Origin of the sequence: Olivibacter sp. EAT-5 (assembly GCF_044784325.1) — a bacterium.
GTDB classification, from domain to species: domain Bacteria; phylum Bacteroidota; class Bacteroidia; order Sphingobacteriales; family Sphingobacteriaceae; genus Olivibacter; species Olivibacter oleidegradans.
This window is the reverse complement of record NZ_CP173028.1, coordinates 670,181-692,020: the sequence shown is the minus strand read 5'-3', so window position 1 is coordinate 692,020 and position 21,840 is coordinate 670,181. Positions and strand designations below refer to the sequence as shown.

General features: G+C 39.9%; 17 protein-coding genes and 1 tRNA gene. 10 read left to right on the top strand and 8 right to left on the bottom strand.

Going from position 1 to position 21,840, the window contains the following annotated elements:
• The first annotated feature begins 16 nt into the window (after positions 1 to 16).
• Both nth and recA read left to right on the top strand, forming a co-directional pair.
• Positions 17 to 682, top strand: coding sequence for an endonuclease III (gene nth, locus ACH11B_RS02880; protein WP_013663881.1), 666 nt, complete (start codon positions 17 to 19; stop codon positions 680 to 682).
• A 71-nt stretch (positions 683 to 753) separates the two neighbouring features.
• Complete coding sequence (gene recA / locus ACH11B_RS02875; protein ID WP_130858237.1) at positions 754 to 1,770, top strand: recombinase RecA; 1,017 nt, start codon at positions 754 to 756, stop codon at positions 1,768 to 1,770.
• A gap of 85 nt (positions 1,771 to 1,855) precedes the next feature.
• Here recA and ACH11B_RS02870 read toward each other — a convergent pair whose 3' ends face one another.
• Together ACH11B_RS02870 and tsaD are read right to left on the bottom strand one after the other, a co-directional pair.
• Entirely contained in the window at positions 1,856 to 2,059 is a 204-nt protein-coding gene (locus ACH11B_RS02870; protein WP_377613093.1) for a hypothetical protein, read from the bottom strand.
• Between the two features lie 25 nt (positions 2,060 to 2,084).
• Positions 2,085 to 3,089, bottom strand: coding sequence for a tRNA (adenosine(37)-N6)-threonylcarbamoyltransferase complex transferase subunit TsaD (gene tsaD / locus ACH11B_RS02865; RefSeq protein ID WP_130858235.1), 1,005 nt, complete (start codon positions 3,087 to 3,089; stop codon positions 2,085 to 2,087).
• 160 nt (positions 3,090 to 3,249) lie between these two features.
• Between tsaD and ACH11B_RS02860 the strand changes: the two genes are divergently transcribed.
• A complete protein-coding gene (locus tag ACH11B_RS02860) occupies positions 3,250 to 7,533 on the top strand; it encodes a translocation/assembly module TamB domain-containing protein (protein ID WP_377613091.1) in 4,284 nt (1,427 codons plus the stop codon).
• A gap of 53 nt (positions 7,534 to 7,586) precedes the next feature.
• On the opposite strand, the gene ACH11B_RS02855 is transcribed toward ACH11B_RS02860, so the two are convergent.
• The 3 genes from ACH11B_RS02855 to ACH11B_RS02845 form a co-directional block, all read right to left on the bottom strand.
• Entirely contained in the window at positions 7,587 to 8,801 is a 1,215-nt protein-coding gene (locus ACH11B_RS02855) for a bifunctional 3,4-dihydroxy-2-butanone-4-phosphate synthase/GTP cyclohydrolase II (RefSeq protein WP_013663876.1), read from the bottom strand.
• 75 nt (positions 8,802 to 8,876) lie between these two features.
• On the bottom strand, positions 8,877 to 10,352 hold the full coding sequence (locus ACH11B_RS02850; RefSeq protein WP_041387880.1) for an LptF/LptG family permease: 1,476 nt from the start codon (positions 10,350 to 10,352) through the stop codon (positions 8,877 to 8,879).
• A 150-nt stretch (positions 10,353 to 10,502) separates the two neighbouring features.
• A complete protein-coding gene (locus tag ACH11B_RS02845; protein WP_013663874.1) occupies positions 10,503 to 10,880 on the bottom strand; it encodes an START-like domain-containing protein in 378 nt (125 codons plus the stop codon).
• A 106-nt stretch (positions 10,881 to 10,986) separates the two neighbouring features.
• Between ACH11B_RS02845 and ACH11B_RS02840 the strand changes: the two genes are divergently transcribed.
• Positions 10,987 to 11,060, top strand: a tRNA-Met gene (locus tag ACH11B_RS02840).
• A 106-nt stretch (positions 11,061 to 11,166) separates the two neighbouring features.
• Here ACH11B_RS02840 and ACH11B_RS02835 read toward each other — a convergent pair.
• Together ACH11B_RS02835 and ACH11B_RS02830 are read right to left on the bottom strand one after the other, a co-directional pair.
• Positions 11,167 to 12,525, bottom strand: a complete 1,359-nt coding sequence (locus ACH11B_RS02835; RefSeq protein WP_013663873.1) for a Gfo/Idh/MocA family protein — start codon at positions 12,523 to 12,525, stop codon at positions 11,167 to 11,169.
• Positions 12,526 to 12,694: 169 nt separating this feature from the next.
• Positions 12,695 to 13,597 (bottom strand): diacylglycerol/lipid kinase family protein, encoded by a 903-nt coding sequence (locus ACH11B_RS02830; protein ID WP_377613088.1) that lies wholly within the window; start codon positions 13,595 to 13,597, stop codon positions 12,695 to 12,697.
• A 53-nt stretch (positions 13,598 to 13,650) separates the two neighbouring features.
• Between ACH11B_RS02830 and ACH11B_RS02825 the strand changes: the two genes are divergently transcribed.
• The gene (locus ACH11B_RS02825; RefSeq protein WP_377613086.1) at positions 13,651 to 14,655 is read left to right on the top strand and encodes an App1 family protein; all 1,005 of its coding nucleotides are present in this window, start codon (positions 13,651 to 13,653) and stop codon (positions 14,653 to 14,655) included.
• Here ACH11B_RS02825 and ACH11B_RS02820 read toward each other — a convergent pair.
• A complete protein-coding gene (locus ACH11B_RS02820) occupies positions 14,641 to 15,228 on the bottom strand; it encodes an RNA polymerase sigma factor (protein ID WP_013663870.1) in 588 nt (195 codons plus the stop codon). The two genes, ACH11B_RS02825 and ACH11B_RS02820, sit on opposite strands and share 15 nt — an antisense overlap.
• Before the next feature lie 269 nt (positions 15,229 to 15,497).
• On the opposite strand from ACH11B_RS02820, the gene uvrA reads away from it, so the two are divergent.
• The 5 genes from uvrA (at position 15,498) to ACH11B_RS02795 (ending at position 21,797) form a co-directional block, all read left to right on the top strand.
• Entirely contained in the window at positions 15,498 to 18,293 is a 2,796-nt protein-coding gene (uvrA, locus tag ACH11B_RS02815) for an excinuclease ABC subunit UvrA (protein WP_377613084.1), read from the top strand.
• 70 nt (positions 18,294 to 18,363) lie between these two features.
• On the top strand, positions 18,364 to 18,801 hold the full coding sequence (locus ACH11B_RS02810; protein WP_013663868.1) for an Rrf2 family transcriptional regulator: 438 nt from the start codon (positions 18,364 to 18,366) through the stop codon (positions 18,799 to 18,801).
• 253 nt (positions 18,802 to 19,054) lie between these two features.
• The gene (gene cobA, locus ACH11B_RS02805) at positions 19,055 to 19,864 is read left to right on the top strand and encodes a uroporphyrinogen-III C-methyltransferase (RefSeq protein WP_130858231.1); all 810 of its coding nucleotides are present in this window, start codon (positions 19,055 to 19,057) and stop codon (positions 19,862 to 19,864) included.
• Between the two features lie 168 nt (positions 19,865 to 20,032).
• The gene (locus tag ACH11B_RS02800) at positions 20,033 to 21,202 is read left to right on the top strand and encodes a trans-sulfuration enzyme family protein (RefSeq protein WP_377613082.1); all 1,170 of its coding nucleotides are present in this window, start codon (positions 20,033 to 20,035) and stop codon (positions 21,200 to 21,202) included.
• Between the two features lie 172 nt (positions 21,203 to 21,374).
• Entirely contained in the window at positions 21,375 to 21,797 is a 423-nt protein-coding gene (locus tag ACH11B_RS02795; RefSeq protein ID WP_013663865.1) for an OsmC family protein, read from the top strand.
• The last annotated feature ends 43 nt before the right edge of the window (positions 21,798 to 21,840 follow it).

Below are 21,840 nucleotides of genomic sequence, written 5' to 3'. Positions count from 1 at the left end.
TGTTATAGGTTTGCTTATGCTTAAAAAAGATCGTTTTCGAGAATTCGTTGCCTATTTTTCGTCACACAATCCTGACGCGCAAACTGAACTTCACTATAGCAATGCCTTTGAATTGTTGGTCGCGGTTATTCTATCCGCTCAATGTACGGATAAACGGATTAATCAGATTACACCCAAATTATTTGAACGCTTTCCTGATGCCGAAACATTGGCTGCTGCTTCTGTAGAAGAAGTATTCACTTATATTCGAAGTGTAAGTTACCCAAACAACAAGGCAAAGCACCTCGTTGGAATGGCAAAGATGCTTCTCGAGAAATTTGAAGGCACTATTCCATCGGATATTAACGATTTACAAAAATTACCGGGCGTGGGAAGAAAAACAGCTAACGTCATTGCTTCGGTAGTATATGATGCTCCTGCAATTGCCGTGGATACACATGTTTTCAGGGTATCCAATCGCATTGGCCTAACGAATAACGCTAAAACTCCCTTGGCTGTGGAAAAGCAGTTGGTTCATTATTTGCCCAAAAACACACTTGCTGTTGCACATCATTGGTTGATATTACATGGGCGTTATATTTGCGTAGCAAGAAGACCTAAATGCGACGAATGTCCCATTACCTACCTCTGCAAATATTATGAAAAAGTATATCTGAAGGGCTTGAAGGCAATAAGTGAATAAAAATTGCAAGATATGCTAACATATTTAGTATTTTAGAAATAATATATCTATATTTGATTAAAATTTTGGAGATGAGTAATCAAGATAAACTAAAAGCTTTACAGCTAACGCTGGATAAATTAGAAAAATCATACGGTAAAGGAACGATCATGAAATTGGGTGATTCCGCAGTGGAACCGATTGACTCAATTTCAACAGGTTCCTTAGGTTTGGATATAGCTTTAGGAATTGGTGGTGTACCTAAAGGCAGGGTCATTGAAATTTATGGGCCGGAATCTTCGGGTAAAACAACTTTAGCGACGCATATCATAGCTGAGGCGCAAAAAAAAGGAGGAATTGCCGCTATTATTGACGCTGAGCACGCATTTGATAAATATTATGCACGGAAGCTGGGTGTGGATATTGAAAATTTGTTGATATCGCAGCCGGACAATGGCGAGCAGGCATTGGAAATCGCTGATAACCTTATTCGTTCAGGAGCAATTGATGTAATTGTTATCGACTCGGTAGCTGCTTTAGTTCCAAAGGGTGAGATTGAAGGCGAAATGGGCGATTCCAAGATGGGATTACAAGCTCGACTTATGTCTCAAGCGCTTCGAAAATTAACAGGAACTATTTCTAAAACGAATTGTTGCTGTATATTTATTAACCAATTGCGTGAGAAAATCGGTGTTATGTTCGGAAATCCGGAAACGACAACCGGAGGTAATGCATTAAAATTTTATGCATCCGTGCGCCTAGATATTCGTAGAACCTCTCAGATTAAAGATGCTGATGAAGTGTCGGGAAATAGAGTGAAAGTTAAAATTGTTAAAAATAAAGTGGCACCTCCTTTCAGGGTGGCAGAGTTTGATATTATGTTTGGAGAAGGTATCTCCAAGGTTGGTGAAATTATCGACTTAGGTGTAGACTTTAATGTGATCAAGAAATCAGGATCTTGGTTTAGTTATGGTGATACCAAACTAGGACAAGGGCGCGACGCTGTAAAGAACCTGCTATTAGATAACCCCGACTTGATGGAGGAACTTGAAGCTAAAATTAAAGACATGGTGTCTCCGGAAAAACTGGAAGAGCACAATGCTAATTAATGTTTAATCTATAGAATATGAAAGGTGATGTGGAGACTTTCCTCATCACCTTTTTTGTGTCTTTATAAAATGAAGGCTTGAACTTTTAGCGATCTATTTCTTCATATTTTTGCCTATCCAATTCACTCTTACTCGCTTTTAACGAGGCTGCAATAGCGAAAACAACGAGTATGATCAAAACAATAATACCAAAAATGCCTTTCCTTTTATCCTTTCGCATCAGCCATATGAGAAAAGCGAAAAGAGGAATGGCGAAAATGCCGAAAAAAAATAAACTTGGTGCTCCCATTGTGAACAGTATAATGAGAAATGGCCTAATTACTTACACTCCAGCGAGCAAGTGGGGCAATTTCTTGTGAAACAAAATCGTTATTAAGGTATTTATAATATCCGGCGATTGCAATCATAGCTGCATTATCTGTGCAATATTCAAATTTCGGAATATATACATTCCAATGTTCTTGCTCAGCAAGCGATACTAATGCGCTTCTGAGTCCCGAGTTAGCTGATACACCGCCGGCGATAGCTACATCAACGATCTCAAGCTGATTAGCGGCTAATTTTAGTTTCTTTAATAAGATGCTGATGATGCGATCTTGCACAGAAGCGCAAATATCATTTATGTTTTCTTGTAAAAAATTTGGGTTCTCTTTTGTGTTTTGCTGAACGAAATATAAGATGGCTGTTTTTAAACCACTGAAGCTAAAGTCAAAGTCCTTAATTTGAGGTTCAGGAAATTTGAAACGCGGATTGCCTTCCTTTGCAAGCTTATCTATTAGCGGTCCCCCCGGATAGGGAAGATTTAAGATTTTGGCAGTTTTGTCAAAAGCTTCTCCTGCGGCATCGTCAATTGTTTGACCAACCAATTCCATATCAAAATAATTTTTGACAAGAACAATTTGCGTATGACCTCCTGACACCGTTAAACACAAAAACGGAAACTTCGGTTTGGGATCTTCAATAAAGTGCGCCAGTATATGCCCTTGCATATGGTTAACTTCGATAAGCGGAATATTCCGAGCAAGTGCGAAGGCCTTTGCGAAGGACGTCCCCACAAGTAATGATCCAAGCAGGCCAGGACCTCTTGTAAAAGCTATGGCATCTATCTCATTTTTATGTATTTTTGCCACACGTATAGCTTCGCTAACGGTTGGTATGATATTTTGTTGATGGGCCCTCGAGGCTAATTCCGGAATAACACCACCGAATTTTTCATGTACGGTTTGATTCGAAATAATATTTGATCGTATTTCTCCGTCTATACAAATAGAGGCCGAAGTTTCATCACAGGAGGATTCGATGCCGAGAATGGTTGCCAAAGCACAGATTGTTTAATGTTTTAAATGCAAATTTATTAAAAAAGTAGCAAAAATAGTACTTTATATTTGCACCGGTATATTTGCATTGCTGGTAGGTATATTGTTTGCCTTGCAATTTAGGTCAGTTCAAACTTATGTTGCACGGCAAGTCGCTTCTTATTTGTCCAATGAACTTCATACAAAGATCGAGATTGAAGAAGTATACCTAAAACCCTTTTCTTCTCTATCCCTTCGAAACCTTTATATAGAAGATTTGTCACACGACACTTTGCTGTTTGCACAAGAGCTTAGGGCCGGTATAGATTTGGAGAGTATACGATCAAAGGAGATTACAATAAAAGATTTAACACTGTCGAATAGCCGCTTTTATTTGAAAAAAAAGGCCGATTCGGTTAATAACCTCACTTTTATTTTAGACTACTTCAGTGCACCTAAGCAGCCAAAAAGAAAAAGCTCTTTTATAGTAAACCTGAACAGTCTAAAACTTAATAACATTCATTTCAGGTACAAGAATGAATTAGTGAAGCGTCATACGGCGGGTGTTAACTTTAATGATATAGACATTTTAGGGTTACATGGAGATTTTTCAACGATCGATTTCAAAAACTTTTTGTTAAAAGCCGATATAAAAGGATTGAAGTTTAAAGAAAAAAGTGGTTTTGAACTTAAACGACTTGATGCTTCTTTTAAAATGGATAGCACGTCTATGAATTTCGAAAACCTTTCCGTGCAAACAAATAGAAGCAAATTGGGAAAACAACTCCGGTTTAAATATGCTACTTTGGCAGATTTTGCCAACTTTATCGAGAAGGTAGAAATTTATGCCGAAACAGAGGATACTCGAGTAGATTCTAGAGATATTGCGTTCTTTGCACCCGGTATGAATCAAGTTGCCTTTAATGTTGGTTTAAGTGGAAAACTAAAAGGTACGGTGAGACACTTCAAAGGTGAGCGCTTATTGCTGAAAACGGGAAAAGCAACCTACTTGCGAGGCAATATAAGCGTTGCGGGGCTCCCTGATATTGAGAAAACAATATTTGATCTGGATCTGGAGCAGTTTGCCACAATTAAAACGGATTTGGAACCCTCTATTGCCGGCTTTAGCGGTCAAAAGGATTTTAAATTACCTGCAATATTAACATCCCTGGGTCATGTTAACTATACGGGTAAAGCGAGGGGATTTTATAATGATTTTCAGCTCGACGGGAGTTTAAAGACAGTACTGGGACAGGTCGATGCCAGAGTAGCCATTAACTTGAAGGATGAAAATTCATATGAAGGAAGCCTAAAGGCCGAGCGTTTTAATATTAGCGGCCTGCTTGACAACCGACAAGTCGGGTCGGTTTCTTTGCAGGCGGACATACAGGGTACCGGCTTTTCTTTGAATGAATTGAATGCTAACATAAAGAGCCAGATCGCTTCGGTTATTTACAAGGGTAAAAACTACAGAAACATTCGGTTAGATGGAACTGTCGATGCTCGGGTCTTACATGCTCAAGTCGATGTGAACGATCGGAATTTAAAACTGCAGGGAGAAGCTGCTGTCGACTTTCGTAGCTCGGAAACTTCCTATGATTTTTCGACTATCGTAGAAAAAGCTAATCTCCTGGAGATGGGGCTAATTAAGGACTCCCTCCAGCTGGAAGGCCAGGTGACAGGCAAATTCCAGGGGAATACTATTAATAACATAGTAGGTAATGCGCGTTTGCATCATATTGTTTTGCGGAAGCCATCTTCCTCGATCTCCATTGATTCTATTGTGTTTTTAGCGGAAGGAGAACGGTCGAATCGAAAGATCGCCGTGCAATCCGATATGCTTGATGCGACGATGAATGGAGAGATTGATCTAGCTTCTTTTCCATCCTACTTTAAATCGGTTGCCAAACGATATTTGCCGTCGTGGGAAATTGAGCAAAAATCCAGTAAACAAGTGTTTGACTTTGCTCTTAAGTTAAAACGATCTGAACCGCTGTTGTTGCTTTTCGCACCTTTTATTACGATTCCAGACACCATGTTTGTGAATGGAAAATTCTCTACAGTGGATAGCACGGCCAATTTAAACGCCTATATTCCGATGGTAGAGGTTGGAAAAATCAAAGTCACAGATATTATTGTTGATGGAGTAGCCATGGACGAATCACTTAACTTGACAGTCACAGCCGATCAATTAAACATAACCGATAGCCTTTATGTAAAAAATATCAACATAGCTAATATCCTGAGTGATGATAGTTTGCGTTTTAATATGAAATTATCGGATGTGGATGCGAAAAATCAATTGGATTTGAACGGGTTAGTTGAATTTAATGAAAAGGAGGCAGCAATTCTAAGCTTGTTGCCTTCAAATGTGATCATAAACCGTGAAGATTGGAAACTTGAAGAAAAGGTGAATTTTGACTTTCACGGCGGTAATATACATGTTAATGACTTTGAACTCGCAAATGGCGAACAGCATGTTAAAATTGACGGGTTGATTTCTAAAGATGAAGAAGATGTGTTAAACGTGTCCTTTGATAAATTTAATTTGGTGACGCTTGCAGGAATAATGAATCCACTTGGAATCGAATTGGAGGGTAAATTAAATGGGAATTTCCAACTCTTCTCCTTATTGAAGAATCCCTATATTTCAGCCGACATCAATTCTTCGGATATTTATTATAATGGAAGGGAAATTGGTGATATGACCCTTACCGCAAAAATGGACCCGGCGAGTGATTTAGTCGGAATGAATATGGAGGTGAATCGGCAAGGAACTAAAACCTTACGGATAACGGGATCATACGATGCAAAGGCATCTGAAAACAGCTTGGATTTAATAGCCAATTTGGAAGATAGTGAAATCGTGCTTTTTGAACCATTTCTGAAGAAGCTAGTCTCTGATTTAACAGGGACAGTGTCTGCAGCCATTAGCATCAAGGGAACCCCTTGGAGCCCAATTATAAGTGGAGATTGTGAATTTAGAAATGCTAGCTTCACCGTAAACTATCTTAAAACGCGCTATACCATCAATGATCGAGTTGGTGTAAACAATAGTTCCATTGAGCTGAAAGATTTGGATATCCTCGATAAAAATAACAATAAGGCCGTAGCAAATGGCTCAGTGGATATGAGTAACCCATTAGATCCGGTTATTGATGTTCAGATTAATGCCAAAAAATTCATGGTGTTGAATACAACGGCAAAAGACAATCCGCTTTATTATGGCATCGGCATAGGTACCGGCGATTTTGTGTTTAAGGGACCGACCAGCAATATGGATATTGACATTAAAGCAGCGACAGAAGAGGGGACCAGCTTTAATATACCCCTAAACGCGTCCGGAACGGTGAGCGAGAATGATTTTATCACTTTTGTGTCCAAAGATTCTACCTTCAGCGAAACCAGGGGCTCATATTTTGATGGTTTAACGCTACACATTGATCTGGATATCAGTAGGAATGCACAAGCAACCATCATTACAGACCTTGGCAAATTGTCGGGTGTAGGAAACGGTAATATAACCATGAATATAACCAGTTTGGGCGATTTCGAGATGTTTGGCGAGTATGTGATTCTGCAAGGGAAGTTTACTTTCACTGCACAGGATTTTATTAATAAGATCTTTGAGATCAATCGCGGTGGAACTATTCGTTGGACCGGGAATCCCGCAGAAGCGCTTATCAATTTAACCGCCATGTATGAAGTAAGGACAAGTGTCAGACCGCTCTATACGGCAGCGGGAAGGCAAGGGACAGATCAACGGGTTGTAGCGCAGGCCGAAATGATTTTAGCAGGGAACCTTCTTCATCCTGACATAAGCTTTGCTATTGATTTTCCGGTTGATTCGTATGTAAAAGATGAACTGCAGAGCTACCTTAGCGATGCGAACAACGTAAATCAACAAGCCTTGAGCTTGATTGTTAGAAGAAGCTTTGCTCCCGGAACAGGAACGGATTTGACTACAGAGTTGAATAGTACATTCCTGAGTGCGGGTACTGAACTGGCATTCAATCAGTTGAATAACATTATTTCACAATCGTTGAATTTAAATTTCGTCGATTTTAACATTCGTTCGCTGAATGAAGCCAGTGCTTCCATTCGATTATTGAACAATAGACTTATATTGACTGGAGGGATAACCGATCGCCGTAGCCAGCTAAACGACCTAAACGTATTTGGAAATCAAGTTGCTAGTGATGTTGAAGCATTATACCTGATCCGAAAAAATGGTAATTTATTGTTCAGAGCTTCAAATCGACTGAACAATCGAAATTTTTTGAATCCAACAGATGAATATGTAAGTGCTTTTGGATTGGTATATAGGCAGGATTTCGATACCTTCGGTGAGTTCTTTAAACGGATGTTCATGCTAACCCGTAAGAAGAAAGAAGAGGAAGAAGAAAATCCGAAACCAATTCAGGAAAAAGAGGAAAGTACTTCGGTCAAAGGTTCAAAAGTAAACTAGAACAAAAGATTCAGCTCATTTATTCCAGTTTACTTTGGCGATAATTCGCTCTATTAGGTGTTTTTCATAATCGTATGGCCCATTTTATCTCTTTTAGTACGGAGATAAAGCTCGTTATGCTTATTAGATTGTATTTCTAATGCAACATTTTCAACAACCTCGAGGCCGTAACCAACCAAACCAGCCCGTTTTGTGGGATTGTTTGACATAAGGCGCATTTTAGTGACCCCTAAGTTGCGAAGGATTTGTGCTCCGATGCCATAATCCCTTAAGTCTGGGCTGAAACCAAGTTTAATATTTGCATCGACTGTGTCTAGTCCATTTTCTTGGAGATTGTAAGCATGCAGCTTATTGATCAAGCCGATGCCGCGTCCCTCTTGGTTCATATATACAATAACCCCTTTGCCTTCTTGCTCAATCATTTCCATGGCTTTATGTAACTGGGGCCCGCAATCACAACGACACGATCCGAAAATATCACCTGTTAGACAAGAGCTATGTACTCTAACAAGAATGGGTTCGTCAGGTTCCCAAGAACCTTTAACAAGGGCTAAATGTTGTTCACCTGTATTTTTTTGTTTGTAGGCTACTAAGTTAAAATCCCCCCACTCAGTGGGAAGCTTAACAGATACCTCTTTGTTAATTAAAGAGTCTTTTGTTAAGCGATACTCGATCAAATCTTCTATGGAAATGATCTTTAAATCAAATTTTTTGGCAACTTCTATCAGATCCGGAAGTCTAGCCATCTCGCCATCTTCTTTTAGGATTTCAACCAAAACACCGGCAGGCTCAAGGCCAGCCAATCGGGCCAGATCAACAGCTGCTTCCGTGTGGCCTGTTCTTCGCAAAACGCCACCGTCTTTTGCTATCAATGGAAAGATGTGTCCAGGACGCCCTAATTCTTCCGGTTTAATGTCAGGATTGATTAAAGCTTGAATTGTTTTCGAACGATCAGACGCTGAAATTCCTGTTGTACATCCATATCCCTGAAGGTCGACTGATACGGTAAAATTAGTTTCGTATACCGCCGTGTTTTGCCCTACCATTGGTTTTAATTCAAGCTCTTGACACCGCTGCTCAGTTAAGGGGACGCAGACCAAGCCTCTTCCGTGTGTAATCATAAAGTTGATAACTTCGGGTGTTGCTTTACTTGCCGCGGCTATAAAATCGCCTTCATTCTCGCGGTCTTCGTCGTCTACAACAATGATGACCTTACCGGCTTTAATATCTTCAATCGCTTCTTCGATTGTGTTTAGATGAAAATCCATTCGTGTATTGTAATGTTACGTAATGCAAAGATAAGTGTGTTCATGTACACCTCTATAATTATAGCGTCATGTCTTTTAAGAATGCTGTTTTCGGCCAAATCTTTTTTTGAATAGCTCGCCCATTTTTCCGAAAAATCTGTTGATCGCTAATTTATAGCTTTCTATGTCAAAAATAGATGAGTCGGTTGCCGCTTTGTAGGTTAAAAATATGCCAAGCGGTGTTAAAGCAATAATTGCGGTCCAAGTTCCTAAAACCGGATCGATATTTCCTTCTTTGGCTGATTTTTCTGCAACGGTTGAAATAATGTGATAGATAAGAAAAAATATTATAGCCATTACTACAGGGAGGCCTAATCCGCCTTTTCTGATAATTGCTCCAAGTGGGGCGCCGATCGAAAACAAAAGTAGACAAGAAACCGCTAAGGTAAATTTTTTATGATATTCCAGGATGTATCGAACGATGGAAAGGTCAAAATCCTTGTCAGACTTTGCCTTCATATCCAGTACCTCTTTGATATACCGAATATCATTGAGGGAATTATTAACCGCTACAACACGTTTATCAACAGGAATTATCTCTTCAAACGATTTGTTATAATTTTTTAAAGCTCCAGCGGCCTCAACCGGTTTGTTTTGAGCTGCTTGATAACTATTGAATATTTTATAATTCGACTTGATCTCATTGAAAATCTTGCCTCGTATGCTGTCGAGGATCTTCGTCGTTGAATCGGTATAATAACGAAGCTGCTTTAGATTAAGCATCATCGAGTGGCTTTTGAAGAGATCTTCATCGGTCCTTTTCATCTGAAAGGTGGACATATCAAACTTTTGTTCTGTTTGATCAAAATAGTAGCGGGTAAACTGTTGTCTTGGATTATAAGAGCGATCACCTGCAGTTGTTTCTTCATACCGAACGCCATCTTTTAATTTCAGAATCATATAGTTATTATCGCGGGAATTGTACATGACACCTTCCTTCGCTAACAATACGTTCGTTCCTCGGGAAATATTACCGTGCTGGTATATAATTAAATTATATAATACGGTACCGTCCTTGCTTTTATTTTTTGCACGTATGGAATAGCCCGGTATGCTGTTGTTAAAAATTCCATCCTTAATTAGAAAGTCAGCTTTTTTATTTCTTACGTCATACAAAAGCGAACCCATTTTCAGGTTCGTTACAGGGAGGATATAATCACTAAAGAAGAAGGATCCGATGCTGATAAGACTGACCAGAATAATGAGGGGCATCATTGCTTTACGTAAGGAGATACCTGCCGCCTTTATGGCCACTAATTCGTAGCTTTCACCGAGATTTCCAAAGGTCATAATGGAGGATAAAAGCATAGCCAAGGGCATGGCCATTGAAATTTGAGCGGCTGAAGCATACCATAAAAGCTCTAATATTACATACCACTCAAAGCCTTTACCAATCAGGTCGTCAATGTACTTAAATAGAAATAACATTAACAACACAAACATCACAATGAAAAATGTAACTATAAAAGGTTTAAAAAAAGCCTTTAATACCAGTACATGAACTTTTTTCATTGAACAAAATAGTTTTTCCGGCTTTACCATCTCCAAACAACATTCCTTTCAATTAAAGCGTTTGTTGAATGAGTTAAAAGCCAATAATCTTTCTCCATCTATGCTCGCTCTCGTTAGATTGAAGCGAAACCTTTCACAAAGGTACGAAATTTATGCGCCAAGCACACTTAAAAGATATTTAATCTGATTGTTCCAGATTAGTTTTCTTTCAGCTTCATTCTCCTCGGCAGCGAAGTCGGTAATGGCGAGCGCCACATCGTTTGTTAATTCATCCTGTAAAATCTCTAATTCAAGGTAATAGGGGGAGTCATCCAACCAAGCGAATTTTACGCTTTTGTTTTCGCGAGCTGCCAACAGCTTGGCCGGGTGCGTTTCGTCATCCCATACAAAATGATATTTGTTATCTCGATATATAACGTCGTCGGCAAACCATTGCGCTAATCCATTTGGCTCACTTATAAATGAGTATAATATTTTAGGAGAAGACTTTATTTCATACTCTAACTGCATTTTCCTTTTTTCTGCCATAATGGTTTAGGATAATAATTGTGTTCCAAAATACTTTTTTAACTTTTTTTCTAAAGAAAAGGAAAATAAACTATATTTGCAAACCCAAACGAGAAAGGGTAAAAATGGCGGGGTAGCTCAGATGGTTAGAGCGCAGGATTCATAACCCTGAGGTCGGCAGTTCGATCCTGCTCCCCGCTACTGAAGGAAACACCGTAATGTGGTCGTTTCCTTTTTTTATGTCATTTACGCCTGCATACCGATAGATGGTTGCCCTTTATCTGGTAAATACAATTTGCAGGATCGTTTAAATGTAAGGGTGTTGCCAGGGGCTTCGGTACGGTCTTCTCAGCAATTTTGTCGCTTCCGGATCGTTAACACATATCCTCTTTTGTGGATCGTATGTCAATGGCCGATTCAAATGCATGGAAAGATTAGCTAATATGCAACTGGCGGTTGATATGTGCCCTTCTTCAATATCTGCAACCGGCAGATGGTCGTTTTCAATAGCCGATAGGAGATTCAGCATGTGCCGCCTGGTAGCTGGCGCTGTGTGCAATTCAATGCGAGGCTCATTTAAGTCTGCCGGAAACTCTTCCTTTTCGTAAACCACGTCTTTTACAATGCGATCGCCCGTACCGGTTGGAATAAACTCATACTTCATAACGCTTCCCTTGAGGGTGCCTTTGTCACCATAAATAACAAATGCCCAAGGATATTCGGGGTCAGCTGGATTTCCCCAGGTGCGATGTTGCCATATACAGTTCAATTCATCGTATTCAAAAATAGCCGTTTGCGTATCTGCAATGTTTGACTTTCCCTCTTTTTGAACGTAAATTCCCCCTGTTGCACTGATGCGTTTCGGCCACCTAAGTTGTAATAGCCAACGAACCGTATCAAACATATGAACGCACATATCTCCTGTAATTCCATTTCCATACTCCATAAAGGTTCTCCACCAGCTTCCATGCGGCAAACCGTCATATGGACGTAAAGGAGCCGGGCCCGTCCACATTTCGTAATCGAGGAAATCGGGAACGGGCTCTAACGGTGGATTCCCGTTCTTTCGCATATGATAATAGCAACACATCTCTACGTGAGATATCTTGCCAAGCAAGCCTTTATTGATTACATTCTCTTTCGCATCAATCAAATGAGGAGTGCTTCTTCGCTGTGTGCCTATCTGTACTTTTCTGTTATATTTTCTTGCAGCACTCAGTATTGCCTCCCCTTCAAGTACATCAACGCTAACAGGCTTTTGTAAATAGAGATGCGCGCCTGACATCATCGCATCAATAGCTTGTCGGGCATGCCAGTGATCAGGTGAACCAATAAGAACTAAATCCAATTTATGATCTGCTAACATCTTCCTATAATCGCGGTACAATGCGGGAACCTTCTTAGAAGTCTGCCTTAAACTTATCAATTTACCGGCTTCTTTTAAATGATTGCTGTCCACATCGCATATGGCAACAACGTTAATGTCGCTTACTTGAATGAGTCTGAAGAGATCACTTTTTCCATACCAACCTGCTCCAATTAAACCAACCTGCATCTTATTGGCAGTACCTGCAAAAGTTAGCCCTTTAGCTTGTAATGCAGACAATGTTAAAACAGCGCCAGCGCCTTGAATGAATTCTCTACGATTCAGATTCGAGTTAGCCATAATCTTCGGTTTATTGTTTCTAATGAGGAAAGGAGTGAAGTTAATGTTTTTTAACTAGTTCTCATCAAAGAATTGGTAAAATCTGTGTATCGTAATAGGACGTTTATCATCAGGAGCTTCAGACAACTGTTCCGGAAAGAAACATCAATGCGCCCGAATATTTGTTTGTTTAGGCGTATTCTGATTTGAATTTTTCGTTATTGCAGACGAGAAGTACAGCATCAGTTATAAGTTGAACCTCTACCTGTTTAACCTTCCCAATATATTCGCCGTCTACCTGTAGAGACGTATTTTCTCTTATAGTTAAATTCGCATAGTTGGTAGGTATAATTTCGGTTTTAAAAGGATTAAATTGAGTCTTGAAGCTAAAGCACATTTTTAGTAGTTCCAAAACGGAAAACCACTTGACAATAACAATCTCGAATTGGTCGTCAAATAGGGAACCGGTTTTGTTTATTTTTACACCTGTTCCATAGCTCGTGCCGTTTGCTATTACCACCATTTCGGCTTTTCGCGATTTACTTTTCCCTTGAGCGTTAACGGTAACATGCATTTTTTTGTGTCTTTTGATAGCCTGCCATGCAGCCTTGGCATAGCCTATCATGCCTCGTTCATCCAAGGATTGGAATTTTTTGACAATGCGTGCATTAATGCCTATATCCGCCAAGTGAATGCTAAATTCCCCATTGACCCTTAAAGCATGAATAAGTTTTGGAGTACCGTTTACGGCTAATTCGAGTGCTGCTTTGATGTTGTTTTTGAGGTTGATCTCTTTAGCCATGCCGTTCGCGGAGCCGGTTGGTATAATGGCGAGCGGAATATCTGTTTCGAGCAGACATTCGGCTGCCAACTTAACCGTTCCATCACCACCTACTGCAAGAACCCGATGAGGGCCAAACGCAATTATATCTTGACGAATCTCTTCCACGGAAGATGTTTTTGAAAGCGTGAAGAAATGTAGTACATGCGTACCGCGGTAGAAATCCCGAATAACTTCCTCGAAGTCGTTTTGCTGATTACCGGATCCTCTATTGATAAGGACATATAGTTTTAAGGAAGCAGTTATGTTCATTCATATTTGTGTTGACAACTATAAAACCAATAACTGTTTTATATGTTTGATGGATGATGGGTACATCAGTTGAAATAAAAATATACAATGGATATGGCCATAGTAAAAACTTAGTGGTTTATGGACATGTCCTTAAGCGTAAACCAAAAAAGGCGAGTGATTTTTCAAAGGATGGTTGGAAGCATACCCTTAGTTTATTGAAGCTGTTTTTCGTACGCCCGGTAGGTAGTGTTCGTTTAAGATTGCATTTTTATGATCAAGTAATCGAAACGATAGCGGAACCGGATGGCTTTTTTAAGTTTAAATGGGCCTCAGACATCCATTTAGATCCCGGACTACATGACCTGAAAATTGGATTAGTCGGTAAGGAGGAATTGCATGGCTTTACACAGGGCAAGGTTTATGTGCCGCATTCGACACAGTACGTATTTGTTTCGGATATCGATGATACCGTACTCATATCGCATTCGGCGACTGTGTTAAGGCGTCTTCGTGAACTACTGATTAAGAATGCCCATCGAAGAAAACTCTTTTCAGATCATGTCCTTTGGTACAATTTATTGTCTCGATCAGGAACTGAAATGCGTCACTTAAATCCTTTTTTTTATGTATCAAGCAGTGAATGGAATTTATATGATTATCTCCAAAGTATTTTTGCTCACAATAAACTGCCACATGGCTCCTTTTTGCTAAGCCATTTTAAGCGTTGGTTCGATTTTTTTAAAACAGGAAAAACAGGGCATGATGATAAATACAGAAGAATCAGTAGGCTGCTTCGCGTTTTTCCTAAGCAGAAATTTGTATTAATCGGCGACAATTCACAAAGAGATCCAATCATATATGCCGCACTCGCTAAAGATCTTCCTGATCGAATAGCCGCTATTTATATAAGGAACATAAAACCTAAAAAAGCCGCAATAACATTGCAGCTTTTTAAAAATCTTCAAGAAACAGAAATTCAAACCTGTCTATTTAATACCAATCGAGAGGCTATAAAACATGCTGTTTCCATCGGTTTAATATGCCAAACCGATATGGAAGAATTAACCGGTTTTTAACGCGACCTCAGATGTTGATATCATCTTGCGGAGGTTGTTTAACGCATAACGCATGCGCCCTAATGCCGTGTTTATACTAACATCCGTTACTTCTGCAATCTCTTTAAAACTCATATCTCCGTAATGGCGCATAATCAGCACCTCTTTTTGATCATCAGGCAATAATTGGATCATCTTCCTAAGATCCTTATGTGTTTGCTGTCTGATAATACGCTCTTCAGTACTTTCATCGTAGAACGGCAATACGTCGAATATATCAAATCCATCACTATTGGCGATAAGGGGCGTACGCTTCTCTTTACGATAATAGTCAATCACCAAGTTATGCGCGATTCGCATGGCCCAGGGGAGAAATTTGCCTTCATCATTATATCTCCCAGCTTGCAGCGTACTGATAACTTTGATGAAAGTATCCTGAAAAAGGTCCTCCGCTAAATAAGGATCTTTTACCAATAAGTAAATGGAAGTGTAAATTTTTGATTTATATCGATGTACTAACTCTTCAATTGCAGCCTCATTTCCGGCTAAATACAAATGAATTAGTTGTCGGTCAGTTTTCTTTTGCAGTGTCATGCTATGCTACTTCGTCTTTTTTTTGTTATAAAAAAGTATGTTAAGTAGTTTTTTCCTCTATAGCAGTCCTCCTAAATTTAAGTAAGCCATTGGTTTAACCCAATCGATACATTAATAAATTTTTTCAAAGCAAAACATTTTTTTTAGAAAAACAAAGAAAAAATATGAAAATCGTTTGTTGTTTCTTTATTCTGTATTTTTGTACGCTCGATTTACGTAGGTAACGACGAGGCGGAAATCGTTTAAAAAAAGCAAATTACGAGGTATACATGGCACAAAAGGTTGATTCAAACGCAAAATCTCATATACTTATCAAAGGCGCACGCGTCCATAATTTAAAAAACATTGATGTAACCATACCGAAAAACAGGTTGGTAGTTATCACAGGTATGTCGGGCTCAGGAAAATCATCCCTAGCTTTTGATACACTTTATGCAGAGGGGCAACGCCGGTATGTAGAAAGCTTATCTTCCTACGCTAGACAGTTTATGGGGCGTATGAATAAACCGGAGGTAGATTACATCAAAGGAATTGCCCCGGCAATTGCCATTGAGCAAAAAGTAATTACAAGTAATCCGAGGTCTACAGTGGGAACATCAACAGAAATTTATGACTATTTGAAGTTATTGTTTGCCCGTATAGGAAAGACCATCTCGCCCATATCAGGAAAAGAAGTGCGAAAAGACAGCGTTACAGATGTAGTAAATTTTGTGTCCTCACTGCCTAGTGATACACAAATAACGATTTTAAGCCCCCTTCATCCTCATAATCAGCGGAAACTAAAAGAAGAATTAGCCGTCTTGCTTCAAAAGGGTTTTGTTCGAGTGGAGTACTTAGGCCGAATTGAGAAAATCGAGTCCCTAATCGAAGATAAAAAGGTTGCTAATAGCAGTGTCAACTTAGGTGATTTACGAATCGTTATTGACCGTATTCGTGTGAATCAAGAAGACGAAACTTTAAGTAGAATTGCTGATTCAGTCCAGACGGCCTTCTTTGAGGGAAAGGGGGACTGTTATATTGATGATGGAGAAAAGGAACATTTTTTCTGTGATCGATTTGAGTTAGACGGTATGGCATTTGAAGAACCGACTCCTAACTTTTTCAGCTTTAATAATCCCTATGGAGCTTGTAGCAGGTGTGAAGGGTATGGGAAAGTGATCGGGATAGATCCCGACTTAGTAGTGCCCGATAAGAGCAAATCGGTATACGATGGAGCAATCGCTCCCTGGAGAGGAGAGAAAATGGGAGAATGGTTGAACCGATTTGTTAAAGTGGCCATAAAATTTGACTTTCCGGTGCATAGAGCCTATAAAGATTTATCGCCCCAACAAAGGCAAGTCTTGTGGAGCGGGAATCAATATTTTAGTGGTTTGGATGATTTCTTTAAAGAATTGGAAGAGCAGACCTATAAAATTCAATACCGAGTTATGTTATCACGTTATCGGGGGAAGACGGATTGTCCGGATTGTAAGGGAACCCGACTACGTAAAGATGCAGCCTATGTTAAAGTAGGAGGGAAATCAATTACCGATATGGTGCTTATGCCTCTTGATGATTTGTTAGATTTCTTCAACAATCTATCATTAGATAAGCACGAGGAGACAATTGCAAAAAGGTTATTGATAGAAGTAAAGAACCGCGTGCGTTTTTTAACGGAAGTGGGGCTAGGATATTTAACATTGAACCGCCTTTCAAACACACTTTCGGGCGGCGAATCACAGCGGATTAACTTAGCAACCTCTTTAGGAAGTTCTTTGGTGGGTTCCATATATGTCTTAGACGAACCGAGTATCGGTTTACATCCACGCGATACCCAACGTCTAATCGGGGTGCTTAAATCTTTACGTGATGTTGGCAATACTGTTTTGGTGGTAGAACATGAAGAAGAAATGATGCAGGCTGCGGATTACCTTATTGATATTGGTCCGGAAGCCGGTGTACATGGTGGGCAGCTTGTTTTTTCGGGAACATATCAAGAGATTCTTAAGGACGAGCAGAGTTTGACCGGAAAATACCTAAACGGAATCGAGGCCATTGGTATACCAAGTAGTAGAAGGAAGTGGCAGCACTTTGTAGAGATAAAAGGTGCTCGGGAGAACAATCTGAAAGGGATTGACGTGAAATTTCCGTTGTATACCTTTACGGTAGTATCCGGTGTGTCTGGTTCGGGGAAAACTTCCTTGGTGAAGCGTATATTGTATCCTGCTTTGCAGAAAGCGACCGGTAATTATTCCGGCGAGCAAACCGGTGTTTTTGATGGTTTGGATGGAGATCTTCAGCTTGTTGAACGTGTCGAGATGGTAGATCAGAATCCGATAGGGAGGTCTTCGAGATCGAATCCGGTAACCTACGTAAAGGCGTGGGACGATATACGAGCGCTGTATAGTAGTCAGCCAGCTGCAAAAGCTGCGGGGTTAAAGCCAGCGGCTTTCTCTTTTAACGTAGAAGGAGGACGATGTGATGTTTGCCAAGGAGAAGGGGAAGTGAAAATTGAAATGCAGTTTATGGCCGATATTTATCTTACCTGTGAGGCTTGTGGAGGTAAACGGTTTAAACAACAGGTGCTGGATATAACGTGGCAAGATAAGAATGTTTATGATGTACTGGAATTAACGGTAGAGGAAGCTTTGACTTTTTTCGGCAAACAAGCGAAGATACTCAATAAAATCCAACCGCTGGCGGATGTAGGGTTAGGTTATGTGAAGCTCGGTCAATCGTCGAATACCTTGTCGGGAGGGGAAGCACAACGTATTAAGTTAGCTTCGTTTCTGGTGAAGGGAAACAACAGTAAGAATACACTTTTTATTTTTGATGAACCTACTACCGGGCTTCATTTTCACGATATTCGAAAGTTATTGAAGTCATTTGATGCATTGATTGCTCAGGGTAATACCATCTTAGTCATTGAGCATAACATGGATGTCATCAAATGTGCCGACTGGGTGATAGATATCGGGCCGGAGGGTGGAGAGAAGGGTGGAGAGCTTGTATTTGAAGGAACACCGGAGGATCTTGTCAAGCATTCGCAGTCTTATACCGGTCAGTTCCTCAAAGCACATATGTGATTGCATAGAGGATTGTTGACCTTTATTACTAAAGGAAAATTCGTAATTTTACAAAAAGCAAAGGAATAATATGCTGTCGAAAAAATCAAAATATGCCATTAAAGCTCTTATTGTACTGGGAAAGAACTACGGGAAAGAGCCGATGCAGATTTTAAAAATTGCTGAAGAGGAAAACATTCCGAAGAAATTTCTTGAGCAAATATTACTGGAAATGCGAAATGCGGGTATATTGTATAGCAAAAAGGGAGCGGGCGGAGGATATAGTTTAAACAAAGACCCGGAAGACATTCGCTTATCGCAAGTTATCAGACTCACCGACGGCCCTATAGCCTTGCTACCCTGCGTAAGCTTGAATTTTTATAGGCGATGTGATGAATGCAAAACCGAAGAAACTTGTGGTATCAGAGATACTTTCGTAGATGTTAGAAATGCGATGTTACAGATTTTGAATGATACCAGCATTGCCGATATTATTAAGCGTGAAGAGAATCTAGCTTTAGGTTTGTAATTAATGACCTGATAACCAATATTTTAAAAGAAAAATAAAAATTTTAATAAAAAAGACTACTAAATTGGTATATTTTATATATATTTGTCTCGTTGATTTTTAATTTTGAAAATATGAAACGCTCCATCTGTAAAAATATGAATAATATGTGTTATTTATTAACAAGTTAGGAGAGAGCGTATAGATTTCCAAGAGGCCTCTTCAGTAACCTGCGGAGGCTTTTTTTTTAATTGATATAAATAGGAGGCAATATATGGAAAGGCAGCAACATCCCGAATTTGAGAAGGTATATGTCGAACCAAAAATCACCTTGGTAGGCGCAGGCCCGGGAGATCCCGATTTGATTAGCATAAAAGGTGTTAAAGCACTTAAAACAGCGGATGTCGTAATATACGATGCGTTAGTGGACGAAGCATTATTAAGCTACGCTCCCAAAGAGGCAACCCGCGTTTATGTTGGTAATCCATCAGGAGACGAAAACTTTTCGCAAACAACAGTCAATCGCTTAATGGTTGATTATGCGCTAAATTTTGGACATGTGGTCCGATTGAAAGGAGGCGACCTTTTCGTTTTCGGAAGGGGGTATGAAGAGTTGGAATATGCGGCATCGTACAGCGTGGAAACGGAAATTATACCCGGAATAAGCAGTGCCATTTCTGTGCCCGGTTTGCAGGGGATCCCCGTTACCCATAAGGGAAACAGTGATAGTTTGTGGATTTTAAGCGCCACCGATAGTAATGGTTCGTTTAATTGGGAGATTGAGGAAGCTGCGCGAAGCAGAGCGACTGTTGTCGTGTTATTGGGCTTTGCGCAATTGCCTGAAATCGTATCGATTTATAAAAAACTTGGTAAGGGGCGGTTGCCGGCGGCCGTTATACAGAACGGCTCAATGAAAAATGAAAGATTGGCCATTGGTGTCGTTAATACAATAGAGGAAGTTGCAGAAGAAGTATCCATTGATAACACAGGGCCGGTCCTATTAGTATTTGGTCAGGCAGTTGCTTTGCATAAAGATTTCTCACGGATATTAAATTTCCTGGAACAGGATTTAAATTTGTATTAAGTTTTTTATATTTCCCTATAGATTTGGTTGTTTTTTATGAGGCGTTGGTTCATATACGGATCAACGCTTTTTTGATGCGTTCCGACTTTGTTTATTACAAAACAATTAAAATAAAAGTTTCTAACTAAGTGAATTTTATGGTAGGTTTGAGTCGACAATAGAAATAGAATGGAAGAACAAAGTAAATTAATTCGTAGTCAAACTCAACGTTCACAGAATCGCGAGCATTCTGTACCTTTATATTTAACCTCAAGTTTTATTTTTGATGATGCCGAGCAAGGGCGCGCTGTATTTGCCGGCGAGGAAGAAGGTATTGTATATTCTAGGTATTCTAATCCAAATACGAACGAATTTATACAAAAAGTTTGTGAGCTGGAGGGAGCAGAGGCCGGTTTAGCCTTTTCTTCCGGAATGGCGGCAGTTTTTGCCTCTTTCGCTGCACTGCTGAAAAACGGCGACCATATTGTGGCCTGTAGATCGGTTTTCGGTTCTACTCATCAACTGTTTACGACTTTATTTCCACGATGGGGCATTACTACCTCTTATGTAGATGCAAAGAATCCAGCTGATTGGGAGAAAGCCATTCAGCCTAATACGAAGATGTTTTTTTTGGAAACGCCATCAAATCCAGGCTTGGAATTGGTAGACCTGGAGTGGTTAGGAACCTTTAAAAAAAAATATCCAAATATTATATTAAATGTAGATAACTGTTTTGCGACGCCCTATCTGCAAAAGCCGATACAATATGGTTTTGATTTAGTAAGCCATTCTGCCACGAAATACATGGACGGACAAGGACGTGTTTTAGGCGGGATTGTTGTAGGTAAACAGGAGTTGATCGACGAGATGATGTTTTTTATTCGGCACACCGGGCCGTCTATGTCACCCTTCAATGCTTGGATTATATCAAAAAGTCTTGAAACTCTGGCGCTTCGTATGGACCGCCATTGTGATAATGCGTTGGCAGTAGCGGGCATGTTAGAGTCGCATAATGAGGTCGACTTTGTTCGCTATCCTTTCTTGCCCTCACATCCTCAATATGAGTTGGCCAAAAAACAAATGAAGGCTGGAGGTGGCATTGTTACCTTTGTCATTAAAGGTGGCTTTGAACGTGCTAAACGTTTTCTCGATAATTTGAAGATGATCTTGATCACTTCTAACTTGGGCGATTCACGTACGATTGCAACGCATCCGGCGTCTACGACACATTCAAAATTAACAGATGCGGAGCGTGAACAAATCGGTATCTATCCAGGAACCGTTCGTATTTCGGTCGGATTGGAGGATGTGAACGATATTTTGGTCGATTTGAAGCAGGCTTTGGACGGCAGCAAATAATTGTCGGCTTTCGAAAAGGTCGGAGCTCGACCTTAAACGAGGAATGGAATACCGTTTAAAGCTTAGAGCAAAGCTTAGTATGCATTGCATGATACTTAAAGTATCATTAATTAACAGGAATAATAACGAAATAAAGCTGGCAGCTGATGGCTGAAAGCTAAGAGCTAAGAAAATGAAAGTAACGCTAAACAGGCTAAACCAGGCGGTGCATTTTGAAGGTGAAAGTGCGTCCACCGATGTAAAAGTCCATATTGACGGCTCTCCGGAAATTGGTGGTGAGGCATTAGGTGCACGCCCTATGGAGCTGGTGTTAATGGCTTTGGGTTCTTGTAGTGCACTCGACCTTATAAATATCCTGAAAAAACAAAAGCAGGAAATAGAGGATGTAAAAATTGAGGTTGATGGAAAACGAAAAGATGCGATTCCGGCCGTTTTTACCGATATTCATCTACTATTCAAGTTAAAAGGGCGTATTGACATCGAGAAGGCCAAGAAAGCAGCAGAGCTAGCAGTAAAGAAATATTGTTCGGTACACGATATGTTGGCAGCAGGTGGCGTACAAATTACATATGAGATTGTAACTGAGGCTGTATAGTGTTAGTTGAACCTAAACATTTTACGGTGTTTATTGTTTTCTG